This is a genomic window from Labrys okinawensis (assembly GCF_047345005.1).
Taxonomy (GTDB): Bacteria; Pseudomonadota; Alphaproteobacteria; order Rhizobiales; family Labraceae; genus Labrys; species Labrys okinawensis.
The window spans coordinates 5,705,446-5,727,231 of the sequence record NZ_CP178864.1; the positions used below are offsets into that span (position 1 = coordinate 5,705,446).

The following is a 21,786-nucleotide window of genomic DNA, read 5'->3' on the forward strand; positions in this document are numbered from 1 at the left end:
CGTGGCTACAAAACTTCTCCACACCGGGGCCTTTTTAAGGGAATGGTTAGCACTTTCTTGCCACAGAGTGGCGAATCTGCAACAATTTGTCTGACAAATAGAGCCATATTTGGTCATTCCGGACGCCCTGCAGCGCCAAGGGTGCCGCGCAGATCCGGGCCAGTCCGCCGGCAGAGACTCACGCCTCCAACGGTCCCGGATCTGCGCCGCAGCACCGCGTGCCGCGCCTTGTCCGGGATGACCTCGACCTCATCGATTGACGCCGCTCGCCGCCAGCGCCATAGCAAGAAAGGCATCGGGAAAGAATCGCCGCAATCGGAGGAGAACCATGAACGCACCAGCGAAGGCGCGCGGCGCCAATAGAACGCAGACGGATGAACTCCTGGAGCGGCGCGCCAATGTCTTTTCGCGCGGCATGAGCGCGGGCCAGCCCGTCTTTGCCGCCAAGGCCAAGAATTCCGAGATCTGGGACGTCGAGGGGCGGCGTTTCATCGATTTCGGTGGCGGCATCGCCGTTCTCAATACCGGCCATCGCCATCCCACGGTGATGAAGCGCGTCTATGAGCAACTCGACAAATACACCCATACCTGCCTGATGGTGACGCCCTACGAGCCGGCGGTGACACTGGCCGAAAAGCTCATCGCCATGACGCCGATCTCCGGCCCCAAGAAGGTGATGCTGGTTACTACCGGCGCCGAGGCGGTCGAGAACGCCATCAAGGTCGCGCGCGCCCATACCGGCCGCTCCGACGTCGTGGTCTTCAACGGCGCTTTCCACGGCCGCACGCTGCTGGCCATGGCCATGACCGGCAAGGTCGTGCCCTACAAGACCAAGTTCGGCCCCTTCCCGGGCGGCGTCTGGCGCGTGCCCTACCCGATCGAGCACAAGGGCATTTCGGTGGAGGACACCTTCGACGCCTTGAAATGGCTTTTCAAAACGGATGTCGACCCGAAGAATGTCGCCGCGATCGTGATCGAGCCGGTGCAGGGCGAAGGCGGCTTCTATATCGCCTCCCCCGAGTTCCTCAAGCGCCTGCGCGCGCTCTGCGACGAGCACGGCATCCTGCTGATCGCCGATGAGATCCAGACCGGCTTTGGGCGCACCGGCAAATGGTTCGCCATGGAGCATTCCGGAGTCGAGCCCGACCTCCTCACCACCGCCAAGAGCCTGGCCGGCGGTTTCCCCCTGGCCGGCGTGGTCGGCAGGGCTGATATCATGGATGCCCCCGATCCTGGCGGGCTCGGCGGCACCTATGCCGGCAACCCGGTCGCCTGCGCCGCGGCGCTGGGCGTGATCGAGGCCTTCGAGACCGAGGGCCTGCTCGACAAATCGACGAAGCAGGGCGAGACTATCATCAAGCGTCTCAAGGCGATCAAGCGCCGCAAGGAAGGACGCCCCATCGGCGACATCCGTGGCCTCGGCGGCATGACGGCCTTCGAGCTCGTCACCAGCCATGGTGGCAACGAGCCCGACCCCAACGCCGCCAAGGCACTCGCGGCCGAGTGCCTGGAGCGCGGCCTGATGATCCTCACCTGCGGCGTCTATGGCGAGACGGTGCGCCTGCTTGCCCCGCTGACGATCCAGCCCCGCGTGCTCAAGGAAGGCCTCGATATCCTCGAAGCCGCGCTCACCACGCCGAAATGAGTCTGTTCCGACTTGTTGTCCTGCCGTTCCTGCTGGCGACGCTGCTTGCCGGCGGGACGGCCTGGGCACAGGTCGAGATCGGCAACAACGTCTTCGTGGGCGGCCACCGGGTCACGCCCGGTACCTATCGCTCCGTCCATATCGAAACCACCAGCCGCCGCCCGCCCTGGTATGGCTGCCGCTGGTTCTCGCCGGGTTCGGTATATCAGGGCGAGCGCGTCCGCACGCGGACGAAGATCTGCAACTGGAAGCAGGTGCCCTACAGCAAGAAACGGCGATAACCCCCTGGGATCGCAGGCATCCTTGCCTGCCCCTGGAACCGCAAGTTTCCAAAGGCAGGCGAGAAACCTACGGTCCCAGAAGCGCTTCGTACGCACCTCCAAGGAAAGAGCAGGCTAGGATGCCTGCGATCCCGGGAAGGATGTCCGCGCTCCCGGTCAAACCCTCTCCCACGCCCCGCTCTTCTCCGAGCGGAACAGCGCGTCGATGATCTTCATGTTCTGAACCGCATCTTCAGGACCATAGGGCAGCTTGATCTCGCCCCGTACGGCCTTCGAAAAGGCCTCGGCCTGCTCGGCATATTGGTCGACGGGATGGATCATCTCCGGCACCACCGAGGCATCGCCCAGCTTCGAGCCGTCGTCGGTGAGCACCGTCACCGCTTCCATCTGTGGGGCATTGAAGGGGATGGTGATCTGCAAGCGCTTCTTCGTGCCGACGATATCGACGCGCTGCAGGGGCGTGAGCTGGGTGGAGCAGGTGAATTCCGTTCGGCGCCCGCCACCGAAATCGAGGATCGCCGAGGCCAGGCGGTCGACACCGGTGTGGGGATCGCGGTCGACCAGCGCGACGACGCGCTGTGGCTCGGCATCGAAGATGAAGCGGCCCGCAACGATCGGATAGCAGCCGATATCCATGATGCCGCCGCCGCCGATGTCGAGCTGGTTGCGGATATTGGCGGGATCGTCGTTGTAGTAGGAGAAGAAGCACTGGATGGCGCGCACCTCCCCGAGTTCGCCCGAGCGGGCGGCGTCCCGTGCGCGCAGCCATTGCGGATGGAAGCGCACCATGAAGGCCTCCATCACCAGCCGGTCCTGGGGCAGGGACAGGAGCTTTTCGGCGTCGGCAGCGTCGAGACCGACAGGCTTTTCGCACAGCACATGTTTGCCGGCTGCCACCGCCTGCAACGTCAGCGGCACATGAAGGTGGTTGGGCAGCGGATTATAGACCGCCTCGATATCAGGGTCGGCGAGCATCTCCTCATAGGACCCATAGGCCTTGGGGATGCCAAGCTCCTTGGCCGTCTCCTGCGCCCGGGCGAGATCGCGCGAGGCGATGGCGACGACTTCCGCCGACGGTGCCCGCTGGATGCCCGGGATCACCTTGCCGGTGCCGATCTTGGCGGTTGAAATAATGCCCCAACGCGTTTTGGCCATGGCGGCCTCCTCCCGGAATAGTCTGACTTATCGTTCAGGCTATTCTTGGCATGGGAGGAAGGGAGAGGGAAGTCCTTCCCTGGGAGCGCGGACGCCTCGTCCGCTCTTGGAAACGTCGCGCTTTACGACAAAGGAAGAGCGGACGAGGACGTCCGCGCTCCCGGCTACTCCTCCCCCATGGCGATCAGGCTGGCATTGCCGCCGGCGGCCGCTGTGTTCACCGCCACCACCTGCTCCGACGCGAAGCGCTTGAGGTAATTGGGGCCGCCCGCCTTCGGGCCGGTACCGGAGAGGCCGACACCGCCAAAAGGCTGGGTGCCCACCACGGCGCCGATCATGTTGCGGTTCACATAGATATTGCCGGCCGGCATGCGGTCGGTCACCGCCTCGATTGTGCTGTCGATGCGGGTGTGAACGCCGAGCGTCAGGCCATAACCGCTGGCGGCGATGGCGTCGAGCAGGGCGTCGAGCTTGCCGGCCTTCCAGCGCACCACATGCAGCACCGGGCCGAAAACCTCGCGCTTGAGGTCCTCGACCTTGCCGATCTCGAAGATGTGCGGCCCGACGAAGGTACCCTCCGCAGGCGCCTTGGTGGCGAGGCGGGTCTTGGAGGTCTTCGAGATCTCGGCAATATGGGCCTCCAGCCCAGTCTTGGCTTCGGCGTCGATCACCGGGCCGATCTGAACCGAGAGGTCGCGCGGATCGCCAAGCTTCAGTTCCTCCGCCGCACCCTTGATCATGGTGACGATCTTGTCGGCGACATCGTCCTGCACGCAGAGCAGGCGCAGCGCCGAGCAGCGTTGGCCGGCCGAGCGGAAGGCGGAGAGCACGACGTCGTCGGCCACCTGCTCGGGCAGGGCGGTGGCATCGACCACCATCGCGTTGATGCCGCCCGTCTCGGCGATCAGCGGCACGATCGGCGCGTTCTTGGCCGCAAGCGCCCGGTTGATCGCCCAGGCCGTCTCGGTCGAGCCGGTGAACGCGACGCCGGCCACGGCGGCATTGTTGATGAGGGCGGCGCCGATGCGGCCGTCCCCGGGCACGAACTGGATCACCGAACCAGGTACGCCGGCTTCCAACAGGATTTTCACTGCCTCATGGGCGATCAACGGCGTTTGCTCCGCGGGCTTGGCGACCACGGCATTGCCGGCGGCGAGCGCCGCCGCGACCTGGCCGAGGAAGATCGCCAGAGGGAAGTTCCAGGGGCTGATGCACACGAACACGCCGCGCCCGCGATGAACAAGGCGGTTTTCTTCGCCCGTCGGGCCGGGCATGGCTTCGCCCTCCGCAAAGAGCTTGCGGGCCTGGGCGGCGTAATAGCGGCAGAAATCGACCGCCTCGCGCAGCTCGGCAATGGCATCGTCGATGGTCTTGCCGGCCTCGACCTGGAGGAGCGACAGGAGCGGACCGCGGCGCGCTTCCATGAGATTGGCGGCATTGTCGAGCGCGGCGGCGCGCCTTGCGACATCGGTGCGGTCCCAGGCACGGAAGCCGGCGGCAGCAACCTTCATCGCCTCGCGCGCCTGGTCTTCGCCGGCCTCGACCACGCTGCCGGCGACCGTCTTGCCGTCCACGGGTGAGATCACCGGCCGCGCCTTGCCCGGCACGGGCTTGCCGTTGATCAGGGGCGTGGCGTCGACCTTGCCGCCCTTGGCGAGATCGGCCTGCAGGCGGGCGAGATCCTCGCGCGAGCCAAGCTCGACGCCGTCGGAATTGTCCCGCTCCTCTCCATAGAGCTGGCTCGGCATGGGGATCCTGGCATGGCGTGCCTTGCGGGCATTGCCGATCTGGATCTCGGGCCGGCGCAACAGGCTGGAAATCGGCACGGCGGGATCGGCGGCCACCGAGACGAAGTTCGAATTGGCGCCATTCTCGAGCAGACGCCGCACCAGATAGGCGAGCAGGTCGGCATGACCGCCCACCGGGGCATAGACGCGGCAGGCGGTTGCAGGCCGCTCCTTCATCAGCGCCTTGTAGGCAAGGTCGCCCATGCCGTGCAGGCGCTGGAACTCATAGCCCTCGGTGCCGCCGGCAAGCTCGACGATGGTGGCGATCGAGAGCGCATTGTGGGTGGCGAACTGCGGGTAGATATGCGGGCGAGCTTCCAGCATGCGGCGGGCGCAGTGGATGTAATTGAGGTCGGTGACCGCCTTGCGGGTGAAGACGGGATAGTCTTCGAGGCCTCGTTCCTGGGCGCGCTTCACCTCCGTGTCCCAATAGGCGCCCTTGACGAGACGCACCATCAGACGGCGGCCGAGAGCCTTGGCCAGCGCCTCGATATGCTCGATCACGGCATAGGCGCGCTTCTGGTAGGCCTGGATGGCGAGGCCGAAGCCGATCCAGCCCTCCAGCGCCGGATCGGCCAGCACGGCGGCGATGACGTCGAGCGAGAGCTCGAGGCGGTCGGCCTCCTCGGCGTCGACGGTGAAGTTGAGGTCATATCCCTTGGCCTTGCGGGCAAGCTCCTGCACGAGCGGCACAAGCTCGGCCATCACGCGGTCGCGGCTGAGGGCCTCGTAGCGCGGATGCAGCGCCGAGAGCTTGACGGAAATGCCCGGGCGGGACGGCAAAGCCTGCTTGCCGGCCGAGCGGCCGATGGCATCGATGGCATCGCTGTAGCTCTTGAAATAGCGCCTGGCGTCCTCCGCCGTGCGGGCACCCTCGCCCAGCATGTCGAAGGAATAGCGAAAGCCCCTGCCCTCGCCGGACGCGGCGCGCTTGAGGGCGTCGCCAATGGTCTGTCCCAGCACGAAATGCGATCCGAGCACCTTCATGGCCTGGCGCGTGGCGGTGCGTACCGCCGGCAGGCCGATGCGCTTGGCAAGCGAAGCGACGATGCCTTCCGGCGTCTCGCCGGGCTGGATGACGCGGGCGGTAACGCCCAGTGCCCAGGCCGAAGCCGCCACCAGCCGCGCCTCGGACTTGGTCTCGCGGTTGGCCCAGTCGCCCTGGCCGAGCTTGTCCTCGATGAGGGCGTCGGCCGTCTCCTTGTCGGGCACGCGCAGCAGCGCTTCGGCCAGGATCATCAGGGCCAGCCCCTCCTTGGTGGAGAGCGAATATTCGCGCAGGAAGTCCTCGATGCCGCCGATGGAGCCGACGCCTTTGCGGATCGCCTCGATCAGGCGCGTGGCAGTGGCATCGATGCGGGCCTGCCCCGCCTGGTCAATGGCCGGATCGGCCAGCAATTGCGCCACGATGGTGGAATCGTCGGCGGCATAGGGGGCATGAAACTGCGGCATAACAGGCATGTCAGGAACTCCCTTGGAGATGCTGGAATCTCGCACCGATTGCATAGTTTTTCGACGGCTATTTTTGGAGTTTGATAGTGATAGTCACTAGCTTTTGTTATGGTGATGGTGATATCCGCGGATAACGTGGTTGCGGTGTGCCGACCTCCAGGTCGGCACTCTTCTCCGCCGTGCGATGCAAAAGTGCCGACCTGGAGGTCGGCACACCGAGTCCGAGCCCCCATGCCAGAACCATCCCCCATCGACCGCACCGACCGCAAGATCATGCGCCTCCTTCAGGCCGACGGGCGCCTTGCCACCGTCGAACTGGCCGAGCGCATCGGCCTCTCCCCTACCGCCACCACCGAACGGGTGAAGCGCCTGACACGCGAAGGCTTCATCACCGGCTTCGGCGCCCGCCTCGATGCCGGCAAACTCGACCGCGCCTTCCTCGTCTTCGTGGAAGTGCTGCTCGACAAGACCACGCCCGATGTGTTCGACCGCTTCGCCGACGCCGTGCGCCGCACGCCCGACGTCGCTGAATGCCACATGGTCGCCGGCGGCTTCGACTATCTTCTCAAGGTGCGCGTGGCCGATATGGCCGCCTACCGCAACTTCCTCGGCGATGCGCTTTGGACTGTGCCAGGGGTGAGGGAAACCCGGACTTATACGGTGATGGAGGAAGTGAAGGCCGATCAGGGATTGCCGGTGTAGGGCGTGCTCGCCTCAAACAGGTAAGGGATATCTTCGCCACAAGGGAACCGGCGGGAAACGCCGTTCCATGTGCGGGATCGCACAGGCCGGGGCATTTGGATCGTGCGATGTAACCCCGGGCACAATACCAAAAGGCAGCAGCAAATGCCTCAACGTCAGGTCCATGATCTCGACAATCTGAAACAACTCATCGAAGACCAGGAAGCACAGGGTATCCGCTTTCAGTTCCTGGGCTGGGCGATCCGGTTGCCGGACGGCGAATTCGCCTATGGCGCCCATACGCAATACGGCATCACCACTCGAAGGCTCGTGATCACCCAGGATCAAGCCGAAGCTCGCCGCCTTGCGAAGAGGAACCGCGGTGAACTGGTGGAATACTGGGCGACACCGAAGATGACCCTGGCCATCGCCCGAAACGGCAGCGAAGCTGTGTGGTGGGACGCCAAGGTCATGGGGTGACGCCGCCTGGCGCCTCGGGAGACAATTTTCGGTACAGAACGCATGGCTGGTCGTGAAAGACAACCTCACGCTCGAACAGGAAACCCGCCTTCTCCAGAACGTGACGGGAAGCGGCATGCGGGACGAGGACCACACCAACCAGCGAAGAAAGGCCCAGCCGTTGGAATCCCAGCTCGATCAACGCCTTGGTGATCTCACTTGCCAGGCCCATTCCCCAGAAAGGCCGGCGCAAGGCGTAGGCAATCTCTACCTCCTGCGCATCCTCGACGACGACGTGCCGTATGCCGGCACGTCCCACGAACTTGCCGTCCGGTGTCCGCCAGGCCCAAAGCCCAAATCCGTAACGATCCCAATGGGCCATGCTGGTTGCGAGATAGGCCGTGGTCACGGCCGGCGAGCGTACGCCGCCAAGATAGCGTGAAACATCCGGGTCCAAATGAAGCGCGACGAGATCATCGAGGTCCGCATGTTTGAGCCTTTGGGCGGTCAGTCTCTCAGTCGTCCAAATTTCCATGATGCGGGCACCGCGCAATTCGGCCATAAAGCCCCGAACTAGCATAGAGATTTATCCGGGCCGCAACCATCCCGCGCCACCGTGGTTTTCCTTTGCCCCACAATGCAGGAGGAACTTCCTTCCATGAGCAGCGACAGAACACGCCGGCCGAGCGATCCCTGGAAGCAGGCCGAAGCAGCCTTCAAGCCCAAGGCGGCGAAAGCGGTGGCGCCACCGAAGAAGCCGGCCATCCCCAATGCCAAGGAAGTTGTTTCGCTGCGGCTCGACCGGGACTTGATCGAGCATTACCAGGCTGAAGGCCTCGGCTGGCAGGACCGTATCAACGCGATCCTCCGGGAAGCATCCGGCATCGACCAGGCCGAGGGCCTGCGCCCGGACGAACTCAATGCGGAGGATGACAGCTGAGGCCCCATAAGCGCGACTTCGGTTTGTGGGGAATGCGCTGAATTTGGAGTGTCGATCTCTGATCGACAATCTTGGAAACGACACGTTTGCCGGCTTGGAAGATGGCGGTCGGAGACCGCCACTCCGCGTTTCGCACACCTCGCACTGCAAAGTTAACGCATACGCGCCTGAGCGCCGTACCCCTCAGCTCTTCACCAGGAATTCCGGATCGGCCGGAATCTGCATGGCCGTCACGAGGTGATTGGTCTTGCCGGCCAAGCCGATCACGGCCAGGAGCTCGCCATATTGGGCATCGGTCATACCCTTGGCGCGGGCGGCGGCAGTGTGAGAGTGGACGCAATACTGGCAGCCATTGGCGGTGGAAACGGCGATATAGATCATTTCGCGCACCAGTGGATCGAGAGCACCTTCGCCCGCCATTACCGCCTTCAGATCCTCCCAGGTGCGCTTGAGAAGCACGGGATCATTGGCGAGGCCGCGCCAGAAATTATTGACGAAATCGGATTTGCGCGTGGCACGGATGTCGTCAAACACGGCTTTGGCTATAGGTATCGCCTCAACCTCGGCGTCGGTGAGCAGCTTCACGGTAGCCATCTGAGTCTCCTGGGATAAGGGGGGCGGGTCTTCAGAGCCGGCTCTTTTTTGCAAGGTCGAGGGCAGCCGGGTCTGAAGACCCGCCCCCAATTATCCCAGCCTGTCCCCGCTTGCCGCATCGAACAGATGCAGCGCCCTATCGTCGAAACCGATGCCGATCTTCTCGCCGATCTCGCGCTGGAAATCCTTGTCGACCTTTACGGTGACGGTCGAGGAGGCGCAGCGGCAGGTCACCAGCGAATGGTCGCCGATCAACTCGGTGGCGAAGACCTCGCCGGCGAACTTGCCGAGTTCGGGTGTCGTCACCCGGCAGTCCTCCGGGCGGATGCCGACGACGGCCTTGGCCGCGCTGGCATGGCCGGGCGTGCCGAAGCTGCCAGCGGGCGAGGAGAAATGTCCATCCTTCAGTTCGCCCTCGAGGAAGTTCATCGGCGGCGAGCCGATGAAACCGGCGACAAAGAGATTGGCTGGGCGATTGTAGATGTTGGCGGGCGTATCGAGCTGCTGCAGCACGCCCTTGTCGAGCAGGGCAACACGGTGGGCGAGCGTCATCGCCTCCACCTGGTCATGCGTGACATAGATGGTGGTAATGCCGAGTTCGTGCTGCATATGCTTGAGTTCGGCCCGCATATGGCCGCGCAATTTGGCGTCGAGGTTGGAAAGCGGCTCATCCATCAGGAAGGCGGCAGGGCGGCGGATGATGGCGCGGGCGAGCGCCACGCGCTGGCGCTGGCCACCGGAAAGCTGGCGGGGATAGCGGTCGAGCAGCTGGTCGAGCTGCACCTGGCGGGCGACATCCTTCACCGCCGCCTCGATCTCGGCCTTGGGATGTTTGCGCACCGTCAGGGGATAGGCGATGTTGGCGTACACAGTCTTGTGCGGATAGAGCGCATAGGACTGGAACACCATGGCGATGTCGCGATATTTCGGCAGGATGTTGGTGACGTCGCGCTCGCCGATCCGCACGGTGCCGGAGGTGACGGTCTCCAGGCCCGCTATCATGCGGAGCGCCGTGGTCTTGCCCGACCCCGAGGCGCCGAGCAGCACCAGAAACTCGCCGTCCTTGACGTCGAGGTCGAGGCCTTTGACGACGTCGACGGCGCCGAACGACTTGTGGATGTTCTGCAGAGTGACTTGCATGTGACGCTCAACCCTTCACCGCGCCGACCATCAGGCCCCGCGCGATATGTTTCTGCAGGAAGGCCGCGATGACAATGACCGGCACGATCATGATGACGATCAGCACCGACATGTACCACCATTGCGGGCCGCGGGTGGTGTTCTGGGCCGAGACCAGCACCGGCATGGTCTGCGCATTGGCATTGGAGAGGAAGAGCGCCAACAGATACTCGTTCCACGCGAGAATGAGCACCAGCATGAAGGTGGCGGCAAGGCCGGAGCGCACCAGCGGCAGGGCAATGGTGAAGAAGACGCGGAACTTGGACGCGCCGTCGATCTCCGCGCTCTCCTCGAGGTCGAGCGGAATACCTGCGAAGAAGTCACGCGTCAGCCAGACCACGATGGGCAGGTTGACGGCGGTATAGGTCGAGATCAGCGCCACCTGCGTATCGAGCAGCTTGAGGTTCTGGAACATCACATAGATCGGCAGCACGGCCACGATCGGCGGCATGATGCGGTTCGAGATCATCCAGAACTCGATGTCGTTGTTGCCGAGCGCGGCCTTGAAGCGGCGGCCGATGGTGCCGAGGATCAGGAAGAACAGCACGATCGCGGCCACCGTCGCGACCTGCCAGGGCACGCCGAACTGCGCCACAGCCAGGATGATGCCCACGACCAGCAGGATGAAACAGATGACGGCGGCGAGCTTCACCTGGAACTGGATACGCACCAGCGCGTAGGCGGCGAGAGAACCGAAAAGCAGCGCCAGGACGGTGCTCGACAGCGCCACGATGATCGAGTTCACATAGGGCCAGAGCGTGTTGTTCTGGAACAGCATGAAGTTCCAGGCATCCAGCCTCGGCTGGAAGTCGACAAAGGGGATGTAATAAGGCCCGGCGTCGACCTGGATCTGCACCTTCAGGGAGGTGACCAGCACCCAGTAGAGCGGGAACAGCACGACGAAGGTCCAGCCGAGCAGGGCGAGATAGGTCAGCGCCTTGGGCACCGGCGCCATCTCGTCGAGGCTGCGGCGCTCGAACAGGCGCTGCATCAGCGGGCGGGTGTCGGGGGCCGGGCTCATCACTGATATCTCCTGGTGGGCCGCACCACGAAGTTGAAGAAGGAGACACAGGTCACCGTCGAGACGAAAAGGAGCAGGTAGCCGACCGCCGCCGAGCCACCGAGATCCTGCGTGCGCCAGGCGATGAAGGAGTGCAGGGTGAGGGATTCGGTGGCAAGGCCCGGGCCACCGGCGGTAAGCACGTTGGGCATGTCGATGATCTTGAAGGCCTCGATCAGGCGGATCAGCACGACCGTCGCCGCCACGGGAGCGATGGAAGGCCAGGTGATGTCCTTGAAGATCTGCCAGGGGCCGGCGCCGTCGAGATGGGCGGCTTCGAGCTGGTCGCGCGGTTGGTTCTCCACCGCCGCCAGCAGCACGATGAACATGAAGGGCGTCCACTGCCAGGTATCGCCGATCATCACCATAAGGCGGGCCGACCAGGCTTCCGTCGCCCATGACCATTGGCTCACGCCGAGAATCTGGCTGAGCGGGGCGAAGGGCCCCTTCTGCATGTCGGCGAGCATGCGGAAGATATAGGCGACGCCCACAGGCGTCACCATCACCGGAATGAAGAAGATCACCCGGAACCAGTTACGGGCGCGGATGGGCTGGGCGCAGAGCAGCGCCAGGCCAAGGCCGATCAGGAATTGAAAGAACACGCCGACAAAGACATAGAGCAGGGTGTTGAGCAGCGTGCCGGGAATGGCGCCGCTGAAGGCCGTGGCAAGCACGACATACCAAACGCCGGTGATCAGGCTCGCCGTGACCAGCCGGCCGAGAAGACCTGATACGGTGAAGCCCGTCATGGCGAAGCGCACGAGCCAGGCCAGCATCAGGGCGACGACGACCAGCAGCAGCACCCATTCGAGCGGCCCCAACTCCTTCAGCGTGCCGAGGAAGTGGTATTGCTGCACACCCAGGAAGAGGCGGTTGTAATTATAGAGCCCGATGAAGGTGAGCTTGAAGCTGCCGGCTGCGAGCGCAAAGCGCGACAGGGAGAGATAGGCCGAGGCGATCAGCGGAAAGATGGCGAAAGCCAGCAGGATGAGTACGGCCGGCAGCACCATGATGCGGCCGGAGTGCCGGTCGAGCCATTGGGACAGACGCTCCCGCCGGTCGGCTTCGTTGGGAATGGAGACGTTGACGGCCATGCTATGCCCGGTATTGCGAGACATGGCCGGGAACGCGCAGTGACTGGGACCGCGGACGTCCCCGTCCGCCTCTTGGAAACGGTACGGGAGCAGGAAGAGAAGAGCGACCGTCGCGACAATCGGCTTCGCCGATTGCGCGGCTACGTCCGCGGTCCCGGTCACATCGCCTCTTCAACCGGCCGCGGCGGACAATCGCCACGGCCGGATCTTCAAGCGCTTACTTCGCGCCGAGCGTGTTCTTGTAGAACTTCAGCTGGTCGTCGGTACCGATCTGGTCGTTGAGGTCCTTCCAGCCGTCGGAGATCGTCTTGATGGTGGTGTCCTCGTCGATCTCGCCGGCCAGGAAGCGGGCGATGGCCTCGTCGAGCACGACCTGCTGATATTTCTGGTTCTGCGGGATGCGGAGGTCCAGGATCATGTTCGGGCTGTTGAGGCTGTCCTTGATGGCGCCGAGATATTGCGCCGCCGCCTTCTCGCTCATGCCGCCCTTCTTCCAGGCGTCATTGTAGGAAAGTTGCGACAGGCGATAGGGGTTGAAGCCGGTCTTGCCGATGGTGACGTCGACATTCGACTGGGCCGGCGCGCTCATATAGGAGAAGAAGGCGTAGGCCGCATCCTTCACCTTGTCGCTGGCCTTGGCGTTGATGCCGCCGCTCCAGCCGCCGAAGGCCGCATAGGGAGCATGGCTCACGCCATCGATGGCGTTCGGGCAGTTGTCCTTGGTGCAGGCCTCGAGCTTGCCCGTATCCCAGTTAAGCACTTCCTTCGAGCCGGGCGTGATGATGGCGCCCGTCTTGTCGATCACCTTGGACGTAGCGGGATCGATGGCAAGCACGCCGACATCGCCCCAGTCCAGGTTGAGGGCACATTTGCCGGAGGTGAACAGCGGACGGGTATCGGACACGTCCATGTTGAGCTCATCCGGCGGGCCGTATTTCGAGGATTCCTTGAGGAACGCCAAGGCCTTGCGGAAGGCCTCGTTGTTGACGAGCGGCGACATGTCCTTGGTGTTGAAGAAGGTGCCCTGCGAGGTGCCCTTCGACTGGGTCATCGAGCCCACAATGTCGGTGACGAACCAGTAGCTCTGGGCATTACGCTTCTTGGCGATGCAGGAGCCGTAGATCTTCTGGCCGTCGACTTCCATGCCGTTCAGCTTCTTGGCATCCTCCAGATATTCGTCCCAGGTCGCCGGCGGCTTGAGCCCGGCCTTGTCGAAAATATCGGTGCGGTAATAAAGCATGTGGAAGTCGCCATCGAGCGGCACGAGATAGGTCTTGCCGCCATAGCTCGAGGAGAAGTCGCGGAAGAAGGGCGCGATGTCGGTCCACTCGATGCCCTTGTCCTTGGCGACTCGGTCGCCGATGTCTTCCAGATAGCCGCCTGCGACATAGTCGACCATCCATTGCGGGGCGAACACCGCCGCATCGACGGAATTGGTGCCGCTGGCCCAATCGGTCAGGACCTTCTGGTAGAGGTCGGAGAAGGGAACCGCGATCACGTTGATCTTGGCGCCGGTGAGCTTCTCGAATTCAGGAGCACGCCTCTGCAGGGGCTCCTGAATTGCACCGGTCTGCGTCATGACATTGACGGTCACGCCGTCAAATTCGCCAGCAGCGGCAGGCAAAGCCGTGGTGGTGAGCGCAACCGCCATGAAGGCAGCGCTGAAAACCCCTGATTTAGAAGCCATCCATTCCTCCCGATTTTATGCTTTTATTGTCGTACATGTCGCTGCAGACGGTGTTGCGATGCGACAATCCACTGCAGCGGTGGGATTATGCCATCGCCGCTGACAAAACGTCAAATGTCAGAACATTCATTCCGGCTGTGTTCCGGATAGCCGACACCAGGCGGGAGCCTTACCTAGGGGCACAGGTTTTCAAGGAGTTGACCTCCATCCGGTTCCGGAGACCGAGAAGATCCTTTCCACGCCGTAGCCCGAAAAGCGCCGCTTCTTCCCGGGTGCGCGGGCATCTTGCCAATAGGCGCTAATTTTGCGGAAAAAGGCGTAGGGAACGCGGAGTGGGGATCTCCGATCGCCATCTTCTTCACCGGCAAACACATCGTTCCGAGATTGGCGATCAGAGATCGCCACTCCAAACCAGTGACCTCCCACGCAAAGTTAGCGCCCGTGGGCATCTTGCCCGCCTCCTCTTCTCCAACGAATGACACCGCCTGAAGGGAGGGAAGAGGCGGACAAGATGTCCGCGCACCCGCGGCAATCACGCTTGCACGCGGTCGAGCTCCGGCAGCAGCACAACGCTTTCCTGCTCGTTGGGGTCGGTACGCGCGATCACGGCGCGGCAGGGCTCGGTATCGCTGAGATTATAGGGCAGGTGCGGCATGTTGGCGGGGATGTAGAGGAACTCGCCGGCGCGGGCGATGAGGTGGTGTTCGAGCCTCTCGCCATAGTGCATGCCGGATTCTCCCTCCAGCACATAGATCGCCGTTTCATGGGCCTCGTGCTTGTGCGCCTTGGCACGGGCGCCGGGCGGGATGGTGACGATCTGCAGGTGGATGGCCCTGGCGCCCACCGTCTCGGCGGAGATGGCAGGTGCGTAGGAAAAGCCCTGCTTGCCCACAAAGGCCGCATGGCTGTGCATCACGGTGCAAATGGGCTCGGGGTTTGGCCTGGCTGGCTTCTCGGTCATGGGAGGTCTCCGACAGGGGATCGCCGACAGGCTTATTCCCCTCATAGCTCCGCTGCAACTAGCGCCTGCCGCGTGACCGATCTGTGACCGACAGAGGGCTAAGGCGTTTTTGGTATTTGACGGAATCGGCGAGAATCGCAAAGACGCGTCGCAACTATGAGCTAAAGCAAAGCAGCGTTTACGCCTAAACGCGCTTTGCTTTAGCGTTCGATCAGCATGGAATCGCCGAATTCATGCGTGCGATAGTTCCAGGCCTCAGCCATCAGGGAAAGACGGCCGAGCAGGACATCATCGGCAAAGGCCCGCAGCAGCTCGAAATGGCTCTCCCCGGGCTGATGCACGCCGGTGACGATCGCATCGACGATGCGAAGCGGCGTGTCCGGCCCGATGCGACCGCGCGCCACGCCCGGTCCTGCACGAACATGGCCGACGCCGACCGCTGCCGCCTCCAGTGCCCGCACCACGCTGGTGCCGACGGCGATGATGCGGCCACTCGTGTCCTGTGTGCGGGCCACCGCGGCCGCGGTTACCGCGGGAATGCGATAGAGTTCGTCCAGCGGAAAGCGCTGGTCGAGCGCGGCATCGCCGGTCGAGGAGATCCCCGCCGCATGGGTGAGCGTGGCAAAGCCGACCCCACGCACTCGCCAGGCGGCGATCACGCGCCAGTCGAGAGCGAAGCCGGCCGACGGTGCCTCGAAGGCGAAGGGCTCGGCGGCGACGGCCGTCCAGACATCCCACAGGGCGAGCGTCTCAGGCACATGGGCATATTGGATCGGCCTCCCGTGCCGGGCGAGCCCGGCAAGAAATGCCGTGCGTTCCCCTTCGAAGCGCAGTGCCACCAGCCGCGGATGGTCGAGCAGGCTCTCGATGATGGCCGTGAGAGGCCCCAGCAAGAGATGATCTCCAATAGCCAACGGCGGCGGCAAGGGCCGGTCCTCCGTGCGGGTGTGGTGATCGCCCGCGCCGAAGGCCACAGCAGCGAAGCGCAGTGGATCATCTGGCGCCAGCCAGGCAGCGAGCCGGATCTCGACGGGCGCGCCGCTCGCCGCATGCAGGCCCCGTAGGCTGGCGGGCAGCGTCGCGGCGTCATTGGCGATGACGAGATCATCGGGCCGGAACAGGAGGCCGAGCGCCTGGCGCGGCAAATGGCGGATACGGCCTCCGGCATCGGCGGCAAGCAGCCTGGCGCCGCCGGGATCCGGACTGTCGGCAACGATCATGGCTGCAGCTCCACCGAGATGTTGGCAGCCAGGGCAGCGCGAATGGCTGCGATGATCCCGGCGGCCGCATCCTCCGGGCGCTTCAGCGTCGTGGGATCGGCCTCGGGCACTGCGACCGCATGCAAGGGCGTATCCATGTCGCTGGGGTCGAGCGAGAGTAAGGCCACGCCCTCTCCCCTTGCCTCCTCGGCCCAGATCCCCGTGAGATGGCGCAGCGCCGCCTTGCTGGCGCCATAGGCGCCCCAGCCTGCATAGGCCGTGACGGCGGCGTCGCTGGAGATGTTGACCACCACCGCGCCGCGCCCCTCGCGCGCCGAGGCCGCGAGAGCGCCGAAGAGAGCCTTGGTCAGCCGGAAGGGCCCAAGGAGGTTGGTCGCCAGCGCCCGTTCGAGCTCTTCGCATTGGGTGTCTGCCAGCAAGGCGAGCGGCACGGGGCCGAGGCTCGAAGCATTGTTGACGAGGACGTCGAGCCCCCCAAGCAGGCCGAGGATCTGCAGGCTGATGGGATGGATATCCTCCCTGCGGGCGATATCCCCGACGATGCCATGTGCGCCTGTCTCGTTGGCCGTGCGCTCCACGGCGAGCGGCGTTCGGGCGATGAAGGCGACGCGCGCGGCCTGAGCTGCGAGGCCTCGCACCAGCGCCAGCCCAAGGCCGGACGTGCCACCGGTGACGGCCACGCGCAGTCCTTGCAGAGGGATCTGAATGGGCATGATTCGATGCTCCTTCGTTCAACGAAGGCATTGGCATAGAAGTTCAAGTGAACTTGAAGTCAAGAGCCGATCGTGCTCTTATTCGCCGATGGATACCGTGCTCCCCATCAGCGAAATCGCGCGCCGCAGCGGCGTCGCCTCTTCTGCCCTGCGCTTCTATGAGGAGCGCGGCCTCATCACCTCCGAACGGGCAGGCTCGGGACACCGGCGCTATCCCCGCTCGACGCTCAGGCGCATCGCCTTCATCGTCTTTGCTCAGAAGATCGGGCTGTCGCTCGAGGAAATCGGTGCGGAACTCGCCAAGCTGCCCGAACATCGTGTGCCATCACGCGAGGATTGGCAGAAACTCTCGGGCGAATGGACGAAGCGCATCGACCAGCGCATTGCCGAGCTGCAGCGCTTGCGCGCTGGTCTCAGCGAGTGCATCGGCTGCGGCTGCCTGTCGATCGACCGCTGCCATCTGGCCAACCCCGCCGACGAGGCCGGCCGGCGGGGCCCGGGCCCGCGCAACTGGATGGGGTAGGCAATGAGGCGGGGAGAAAGGCCGGCGTGACCCGGAAACGCCCGGCGCCCCTCCTCAGCTCGTCAGCATCACCGCCTGGACGTCCTTGTCGACATGGGCCTCGAACTTGCGGAAGTTCTCGGCGAAGAGACCGACCAGCCTCTTGGCCTGTGCCTCATAGGCAGCCTTGTCGGCCCAGGTCTTGAACGGGTCGAGCACATGCGTCGGCACGCCGGTGACCGCCGTGGGTACCTTGAAGCCGAAATGGCGGTCCGTGCGGAAGCTACCGCCCGCCAGCGTTCCGTCGAGCGCGGCGGCGAGCGAGGTGCGCGTCCACTGGATCGGCATGCGCCGCCCCGTGCCGAAGGCGCCACCGGTCCAGCCGGTGTTGACCAGCCAGCAGGTCACCTCGTTCTCAAGGATGAGTTCACGCAGGAGCCTCGCATATTCGGCCGGATGGCGGGGGATGAACGGGGCGCCGAAACAGGTCGAGAAGGTTGGCTGGGGCTCGGTGACGCCCCGCTCCGTTCCGGCAACCTTGGCCGTGAAGCCCGACATGAAGTGATAGATTGCCTGGTCGGGCGAGAGCTTCGCGATCGGCGGCATCACGCCGAAGGCGTCGGCCGTCAGCATCACGATGGTCTTGGGCTGGCCGCCGCGCCCCATCGGCGAAGCGTTCTCGATAAAGTGCAGCGGGTAGGCGGCGCGGGTATTCTCGGTCCTGGCCGCGCCATCGAAGTCGATCCGGCGCGTAACCGGATTCATGGCGACGTTTTCAAGAATGGTGCCGAAGCGCTGCGTGGCCGCGTAGATCTGCGGCTCGGCGGCCGGATCGAGCTTGATGGTCTTGGCATAGCAGCCTCCCTCGAAATTGAAGACGCCGTCCTGGCCCCAGCCATGCTCGTCATCTCCGATCAAGGCGCGGTCGGGCGAGGCCGAGAGCGTGGTCTTCCCGGTGCCCGACAGGCCGAAGAAGACGGCGACATCGCCATCGGCGCCGATATTGGCGGAGCAATGCATCGGCATCACGCCCGCCTCGGGCAGGGTGTAGTTGAGATAGGTGAAAACGGATTTCTTCATCTCGCCGGCATAGGCCGTGCCACCGATCAGGATGATGCCATTGGTGAGGTCGCAGGCGATCACGGTCTCCGAACGGATACCGTATTTGGCGGGATCGGCCTTGAAGCTCGGCAAGTTGATGATGGTGAGATCAGGCCAGAAGCCGACGAGGTCGGCGGCAGGCGGACGGATCAGAAGATTGCGGATGAACAGGCTATGCCAGGCATATTCGGTGTAGACGCGAACATTGATGCCATGGGCCGGGTCGGCGCCCCCGCGAAGATCCTGGACATAGAGCTCCTTGCCGGTCGCGTGCCAGAGCATGTCGTCGAGCAGCTTGTCAAAGGCTTGCCGGCTGATGGCATTGTTGTTGTCCCACCAGACCTTGTCCTCCGTCGAGGCCTCGCGGACCACGAACTTGTCCTTCGGCGAACGGCCGGTATGGCTTCCCGTATCAACCACAACAGCGCCATTGGGGGAGAGCAAACCTTCGTTTCGCCGGATGATTTTCTCGACCAGCGCCGCTTCGTCGAGATTAGCGAAGACGGCGGCCAGATTGTTGAACTGAATCGGCTCCGACGTACCGGGATTTCCGCCTTCGATAACCTTGAACGTCATCATCTTCTCCGTGCATTAGCTGTCGGGACATCCTTCCCGTCATGATGACCATCATGCATATTCCAACCCTGGAGCAAAGCGCGTTCAGGCGTAAACGATGCTTTGCTCTAACTCCTTGTTTCGGCGCGTCTTTGCAATCCTTGCCGAGTCCGTCAGATCGCAAGACGCTTTAGCGTCCAATCGCCCTGCGGGCGGTGCCGCCACCCTCTTCCCGCTATCACCTCCCCCTTGCGGGCAGGCTGTGGAGCGGCTTTGATGGCGGATTGGGGAGCCGGCTCAGAGGCGTCGCGTCGAGCTGGCGGCAGGCAGATGACAGGTCAGCCATGACAAGCGTTTCTCCGATTCTGGTCGACCGGCTTCTGGCAATCTCGCGCGCCCTTGCCGGCCACACCAACCCGGGCGAGGCCTTCCGCGCCACTGCGGTGGAGATCGGCCAGCTGATCCCGCACGACCACATGGACGTCGCCGTGCTCATGCAGGAAGGCGCAAGCCATGCCTGCTATGAGGCGGGCTATCACACGAGCTGGAGCAGCCTCGCCGAGCAGCCGCTGCCCACCAGCCGCAGCCCCGTACGCGCGGTGCTGTGGGGTGATGTGCCCTATCTTCTGGCCGGCGATGCCGTCGCCGATCCGCGCTTCCATTTCGACGGCGCCCTCGACGGGCCGATCTTCTCCGCCGAATTGCGCAGCCGCATCGTGGTGCCGCTCAGGGCACGGGGCGAGATCGTCGGCGCCCTCAATATCTCCAGGCACGATCGGGACTGCTATTGCCACGAGGATGTCGACGTCGCCCAGCAATGCGCCGACTTCATCGCGCCCTATATCTTCGCCCTGCTGCAGGCGAACGAAGCGCAGCGGGCCATGCTGGCGGAGGCCGAGGCGCGCAACCGTGAGGAGCTCCTGCGTGTCGGCGCCTCCAGGCTGACGGAAGGCATGGAGCGTGAGCGCCGCCGCATGGCGATGGACCTGCACGACCAGACGCTTGCCGATCTTGCCCGCGTCGCCCGCCAGATCTCGGCGCTTCGCAGCCAGGGCGTGGCGCGGACTGCGCAACTGGCGGACCTGGAAGCGGAGGTCGTCAGCTGCCTCACGGAGCTGCGCCACATCGTCGACGACATGCGTCCAAGCGTGCTCGAGCTCTTCGGCTTTCGCGACGCCGTCGAGGCCCACCTGAACCGCAGCGTCAGCCGCGCCAAACCGCCGATAGCGGTCGGCATCGCGGATAACAGCGATGGCAGCGCCGACGACCTGCCGGAGACCACGCGCACCGCCCTCTACCGGATCGCCCAGGAAGCGATCAACAACGCCGTCCGCCATGCCGGCGCCGGACGCATCGAGGTCCATATCGGCTCGACGTCCTCAGAGCTCCTGGTTGCGGTGATCGACGACGGCCGGGGATGCGATCCCCCGGGCGCCGTCGCTTCCGGCGGCGTCGGCCATATGCGCACCCGTGCCGCCCTCATCGGCGCGCGCCTGGAGATCGGGCGCGCCGGCCGGAAGGGAGGCACGCGGGTTGAGATTGCCATCGCCCGCAATGCCGGCAACGATGAAGCGGCACCGGTGCCGGCCCAGTCGGCCGAAGCCGGACTATGATGGAGACGATGCGATGCTGGTGATGATCGCCGAGGATGATGGATTGCATCGCAGTTTCGCCCGCGGCATCGTGGAACAGCTCTGGCCCGGCGACGTCGAGGTGATCGAGGCAGCCGATGGCGACGGCGCCATCGATCTCGCGCTGAAGCGCGAACCACCCTGCGTGGTGCTCGACCTGCAATTGCCCAAGGCGACGGGCATCGAGGTGGCCCGCACGATCTGGAACCGCCGCGCCGACACCCATATCCTGTTCTGGTCCAATTTCGCGGACGAGGCCTATGTCCGCGGTGTCGCACGCATCGTGCCGCCCGGCTCCGTCTATGGCTATGTACTGAAATCGGCCTCGGAGGAAGGCATGCGCTCGGCGCTGCGCGGCGTCTTCCGCGAGGGGCATTGCATCATCGACCGCGAGGTGCGCGGCATCCAGCACCGGGTATACGACCGGCTGGAGGGCATCACGGATACCGAATATGAGAGCCTCATCGACATCGCGCTGGGCCTCACCGACAAGGCCATCGCGCATCGCCGGGGCCTGTCGACACGTGGCGCCCAGAGCCGCATCCAGCACCTCTACGACAAGCTCGGCCTCGCCACCGTTCCAGGCGACGGGAGCTCGGTCTTCAATTCGCGGACGAGGGCAATCTACCTGGCCTTGGCCCGCGGCCTGATCAATGTCGATGCCCTCAAGCGCGAACAGAAGCGCTTCGACGATTGGCTGCACCAGGCGGAGGATCTCGGCGAGCTGTAGGGCACTTTCTTTTATAAGGGGCGCATCGTCATTCCGGGCGACTGCACGAATACGCAACGCCGACTGTGCAAACGCACAGTCGATCTTGTCTCTTGCCTCGTATCGACACCGCCCCGTCGCGCCTAGCCTCGACTTCAACAATCAAGAAGTTCGGGGAAACGCCAATGCCATTCGTCAACATTCAGATTCTCAAGGGCCATCCTCAGAAGCGCAAGGACGAGATCGCGCGCCGTGTGACGGATGCGATCAGCGAGGAGACCGGATTGCCGAAGGAGGCGATCTGGGTGGTGTTCGAGGATGTGGCCGCGCCTGACTGGTATGTCGGCGGCAAGACCGTGGCCAAGGCCGAAAACTGACGG

Annotated in this window: 21 protein-coding genes; 9 read left to right on the forward strand and 12 right to left on the reverse strand. The window is 64.1% G+C overall.

What is annotated here, in order from left to right; genetic code table 11:
* Positions 1-328: 328 nt before the first annotated feature.
* Together gabT and ACMDCR_RS26685 are read left to right on the forward strand one after the other, a co-directional pair.
* Positions 329-1,645 (forward strand): 4-aminobutyrate--2-oxoglutarate transaminase, encoded by a 1,317-nt coding sequence (gene gabT, locus ACMDCR_RS26680; RefSeq protein ID WP_413989510.1) that lies wholly within the window; start codon positions 329-331, stop codon positions 1,643-1,645.
* Positions 1,642-1,926: a hypothetical protein gene (locus ACMDCR_RS26685; RefSeq protein WP_413989511.1), complete on the forward strand. Its 285-nt coding sequence runs from the start codon at positions 1,642-1,644 to the stop codon at positions 1,924-1,926. Before gabT ends, ACMDCR_RS26685 begins: the two co-directional genes overlap by 4 nt.
* A 156-nt stretch (positions 1,927-2,082) precedes the next feature.
* Here the strand turns inward: ACMDCR_RS26685 and ACMDCR_RS26690 are convergent, their stop codons facing one another.
* Both ACMDCR_RS26690 and putA read right to left on the reverse strand, forming a co-directional pair.
* Complete coding sequence (locus ACMDCR_RS26690) at positions 2,083-3,081, reverse strand: Gfo/Idh/MocA family protein (RefSeq protein WP_413989512.1); 999 nt, start codon at positions 3,079-3,081, stop codon at positions 2,083-2,085.
* A 164-nt stretch (positions 3,082-3,245) separates the two neighbouring features.
* Positions 3,246-6,329 (reverse strand): bifunctional proline dehydrogenase/L-glutamate gamma-semialdehyde dehydrogenase PutA, encoded by a 3,084-nt coding sequence (gene putA, locus ACMDCR_RS26695; protein ID WP_413989513.1) that lies wholly within the window; start codon positions 6,327-6,329, stop codon positions 3,246-3,248.
* 222 nt (positions 6,330-6,551) lie between these two features.
* Here putA and ACMDCR_RS26700 point away from each other — a divergent pair, with 222 nt between their 5' ends.
* Complete coding sequence (locus tag ACMDCR_RS26700) at positions 6,552-7,022, forward strand: Lrp/AsnC ligand binding domain-containing protein (RefSeq protein WP_413989514.1); 471 nt, start codon at positions 6,552-6,554, stop codon at positions 7,020-7,022.
* Positions 7,023-7,166: 144 nt separating this feature from the next.
* On the forward strand, positions 7,167-7,481 hold the full coding sequence (locus ACMDCR_RS26705) for a hypothetical protein (protein ID WP_413989515.1): 315 nt from the start codon (positions 7,167-7,169) through the stop codon (positions 7,479-7,481).
* Here ACMDCR_RS26705 and ACMDCR_RS26710 read toward each other — a convergent pair.
* Complete coding sequence (locus ACMDCR_RS26710; protein WP_413989516.1) at positions 7,471-8,022, reverse strand: GNAT family N-acetyltransferase; 552 nt, start codon at positions 8,020-8,022, stop codon at positions 7,471-7,473. The two genes, ACMDCR_RS26705 and ACMDCR_RS26710, sit on opposite strands and share 11 nt — an antisense overlap.
* Before the next feature lie 96 nt (positions 8,023-8,118).
* On the opposite strand from ACMDCR_RS26710, the gene ACMDCR_RS26715 reads away from it, so the two are divergent.
* Positions 8,119-8,400, forward strand: a complete 282-nt coding sequence (locus ACMDCR_RS26715) for a BrnA antitoxin family protein (protein ID WP_413989517.1) — start codon at positions 8,119-8,121, stop codon at positions 8,398-8,400.
* Between the two features lie 183 nt (positions 8,401-8,583).
* On the opposite strand, the gene ACMDCR_RS26720 is transcribed toward ACMDCR_RS26715, so the two are convergent.
* The 8 genes from ACMDCR_RS26720 to ACMDCR_RS26755 all read right to left on the reverse strand — a co-directional run bounded on the left by ACMDCR_RS26720 (position 8,584) and on the right by ACMDCR_RS26755 (position 16,908).
* Complete coding sequence (locus ACMDCR_RS26720) at positions 8,584-8,994, reverse strand: carboxymuconolactone decarboxylase family protein (RefSeq protein WP_413989518.1); 411 nt, start codon at positions 8,992-8,994, stop codon at positions 8,584-8,586.
* A 90-nt stretch (positions 8,995-9,084) separates the two neighbouring features.
* Entirely contained in the window at positions 9,085-10,134 is a 1,050-nt protein-coding gene (locus ACMDCR_RS26725; protein WP_413989519.1) for an ABC transporter ATP-binding protein, read from the reverse strand.
* A 7-nt stretch (positions 10,135-10,141) separates the two neighbouring features.
* A complete protein-coding gene (locus ACMDCR_RS26730; protein WP_413989520.1) occupies positions 10,142-11,194 on the reverse strand; it encodes a carbohydrate ABC transporter permease in 1,053 nt (350 codons plus the stop codon).
* On the reverse strand, positions 11,194-12,351 hold the full coding sequence (locus ACMDCR_RS26735; RefSeq protein ID WP_413989521.1) for a carbohydrate ABC transporter permease: 1,158 nt from the start codon (positions 12,349-12,351) through the stop codon (positions 11,194-11,196). The genes ACMDCR_RS26730 and ACMDCR_RS26735 overlap by 1 nt, the downstream gene beginning before the upstream one ends.
* Before the next feature lie 193 nt (positions 12,352-12,544).
* The gene (locus tag ACMDCR_RS26740; RefSeq protein WP_413989522.1) at positions 12,545-14,014 is read right to left on the reverse strand and encodes an ABC transporter substrate-binding protein; all 1,470 of its coding nucleotides are present in this window, start codon (positions 14,012-14,014) and stop codon (positions 12,545-12,547) included.
* A 532-nt stretch (positions 14,015-14,546) separates the two neighbouring features.
* A complete protein-coding gene (locus ACMDCR_RS26745) occupies positions 14,547-14,927 on the reverse strand; it encodes a cupin domain-containing protein (protein WP_413993740.1) in 381 nt (126 codons plus the stop codon).
* A gap of 248 nt (positions 14,928-15,175) precedes the next feature.
* Positions 15,176-16,195: an S-adenosylmethionine:tRNA ribosyltransferase-isomerase gene (locus tag ACMDCR_RS26750; protein WP_413989523.1), complete on the reverse strand. Its 1,020-nt coding sequence runs from the start codon at positions 16,193-16,195 to the stop codon at positions 15,176-15,178.
* Complete coding sequence (locus tag ACMDCR_RS26755) at positions 16,192-16,908, reverse strand: SDR family oxidoreductase (protein WP_413989524.1); 717 nt, start codon at positions 16,906-16,908, stop codon at positions 16,192-16,194. The genes ACMDCR_RS26750 and ACMDCR_RS26755 overlap by 4 nt, the downstream gene beginning before the upstream one ends.
* Positions 16,909-16,996: 88 nt before the next feature.
* On the opposite strand from ACMDCR_RS26755, the gene soxR reads away from it, so the two are divergent.
* Positions 16,997-17,431 (forward strand): redox-sensitive transcriptional activator SoxR, encoded by a 435-nt coding sequence (gene soxR, locus ACMDCR_RS26760; RefSeq protein ID WP_413989525.1) that lies wholly within the window; start codon positions 16,997-16,999, stop codon positions 17,429-17,431.
* A 54-nt stretch (positions 17,432-17,485) separates the two neighbouring features.
* On the opposite strand, the gene ACMDCR_RS26765 is transcribed toward soxR, so the two are convergent.
* Entirely contained in the window at positions 17,486-19,087 is a 1,602-nt protein-coding gene (locus ACMDCR_RS26765; RefSeq protein ID WP_413993741.1) for a phosphoenolpyruvate carboxykinase, read from the reverse strand.
* Between the two features lie 323 nt (positions 19,088-19,410).
* Here ACMDCR_RS26765 and ACMDCR_RS26770 point away from each other — a divergent pair, with 323 nt between their 5' ends.
* The 3 genes from ACMDCR_RS26770 (at position 19,411) to ACMDCR_RS26780 (ending at position 21,783) form a co-directional block, all read left to right on the forward strand.
* Positions 19,411-20,679, forward strand: a complete 1,269-nt coding sequence (locus ACMDCR_RS26770) for a GAF domain-containing sensor histidine kinase (protein ID WP_413989526.1) — start codon at positions 19,411-19,413, stop codon at positions 20,677-20,679.
* Positions 20,680-20,692: 13 nt separating this feature from the next.
* A complete protein-coding gene (locus tag ACMDCR_RS26775) occupies positions 20,693-21,427 on the forward strand; it encodes a response regulator (RefSeq protein WP_413989527.1) in 735 nt (244 codons plus the stop codon).
* 164 nt (positions 21,428-21,591) lie between these two features.
* Positions 21,592-21,783: a tautomerase family protein gene (locus tag ACMDCR_RS26780; RefSeq protein ID WP_413989528.1), complete on the forward strand. Its 192-nt coding sequence runs from the start codon at positions 21,592-21,594 to the stop codon at positions 21,781-21,783.
* Positions 21,784-21,786: the final 3 nt, after the last annotated feature.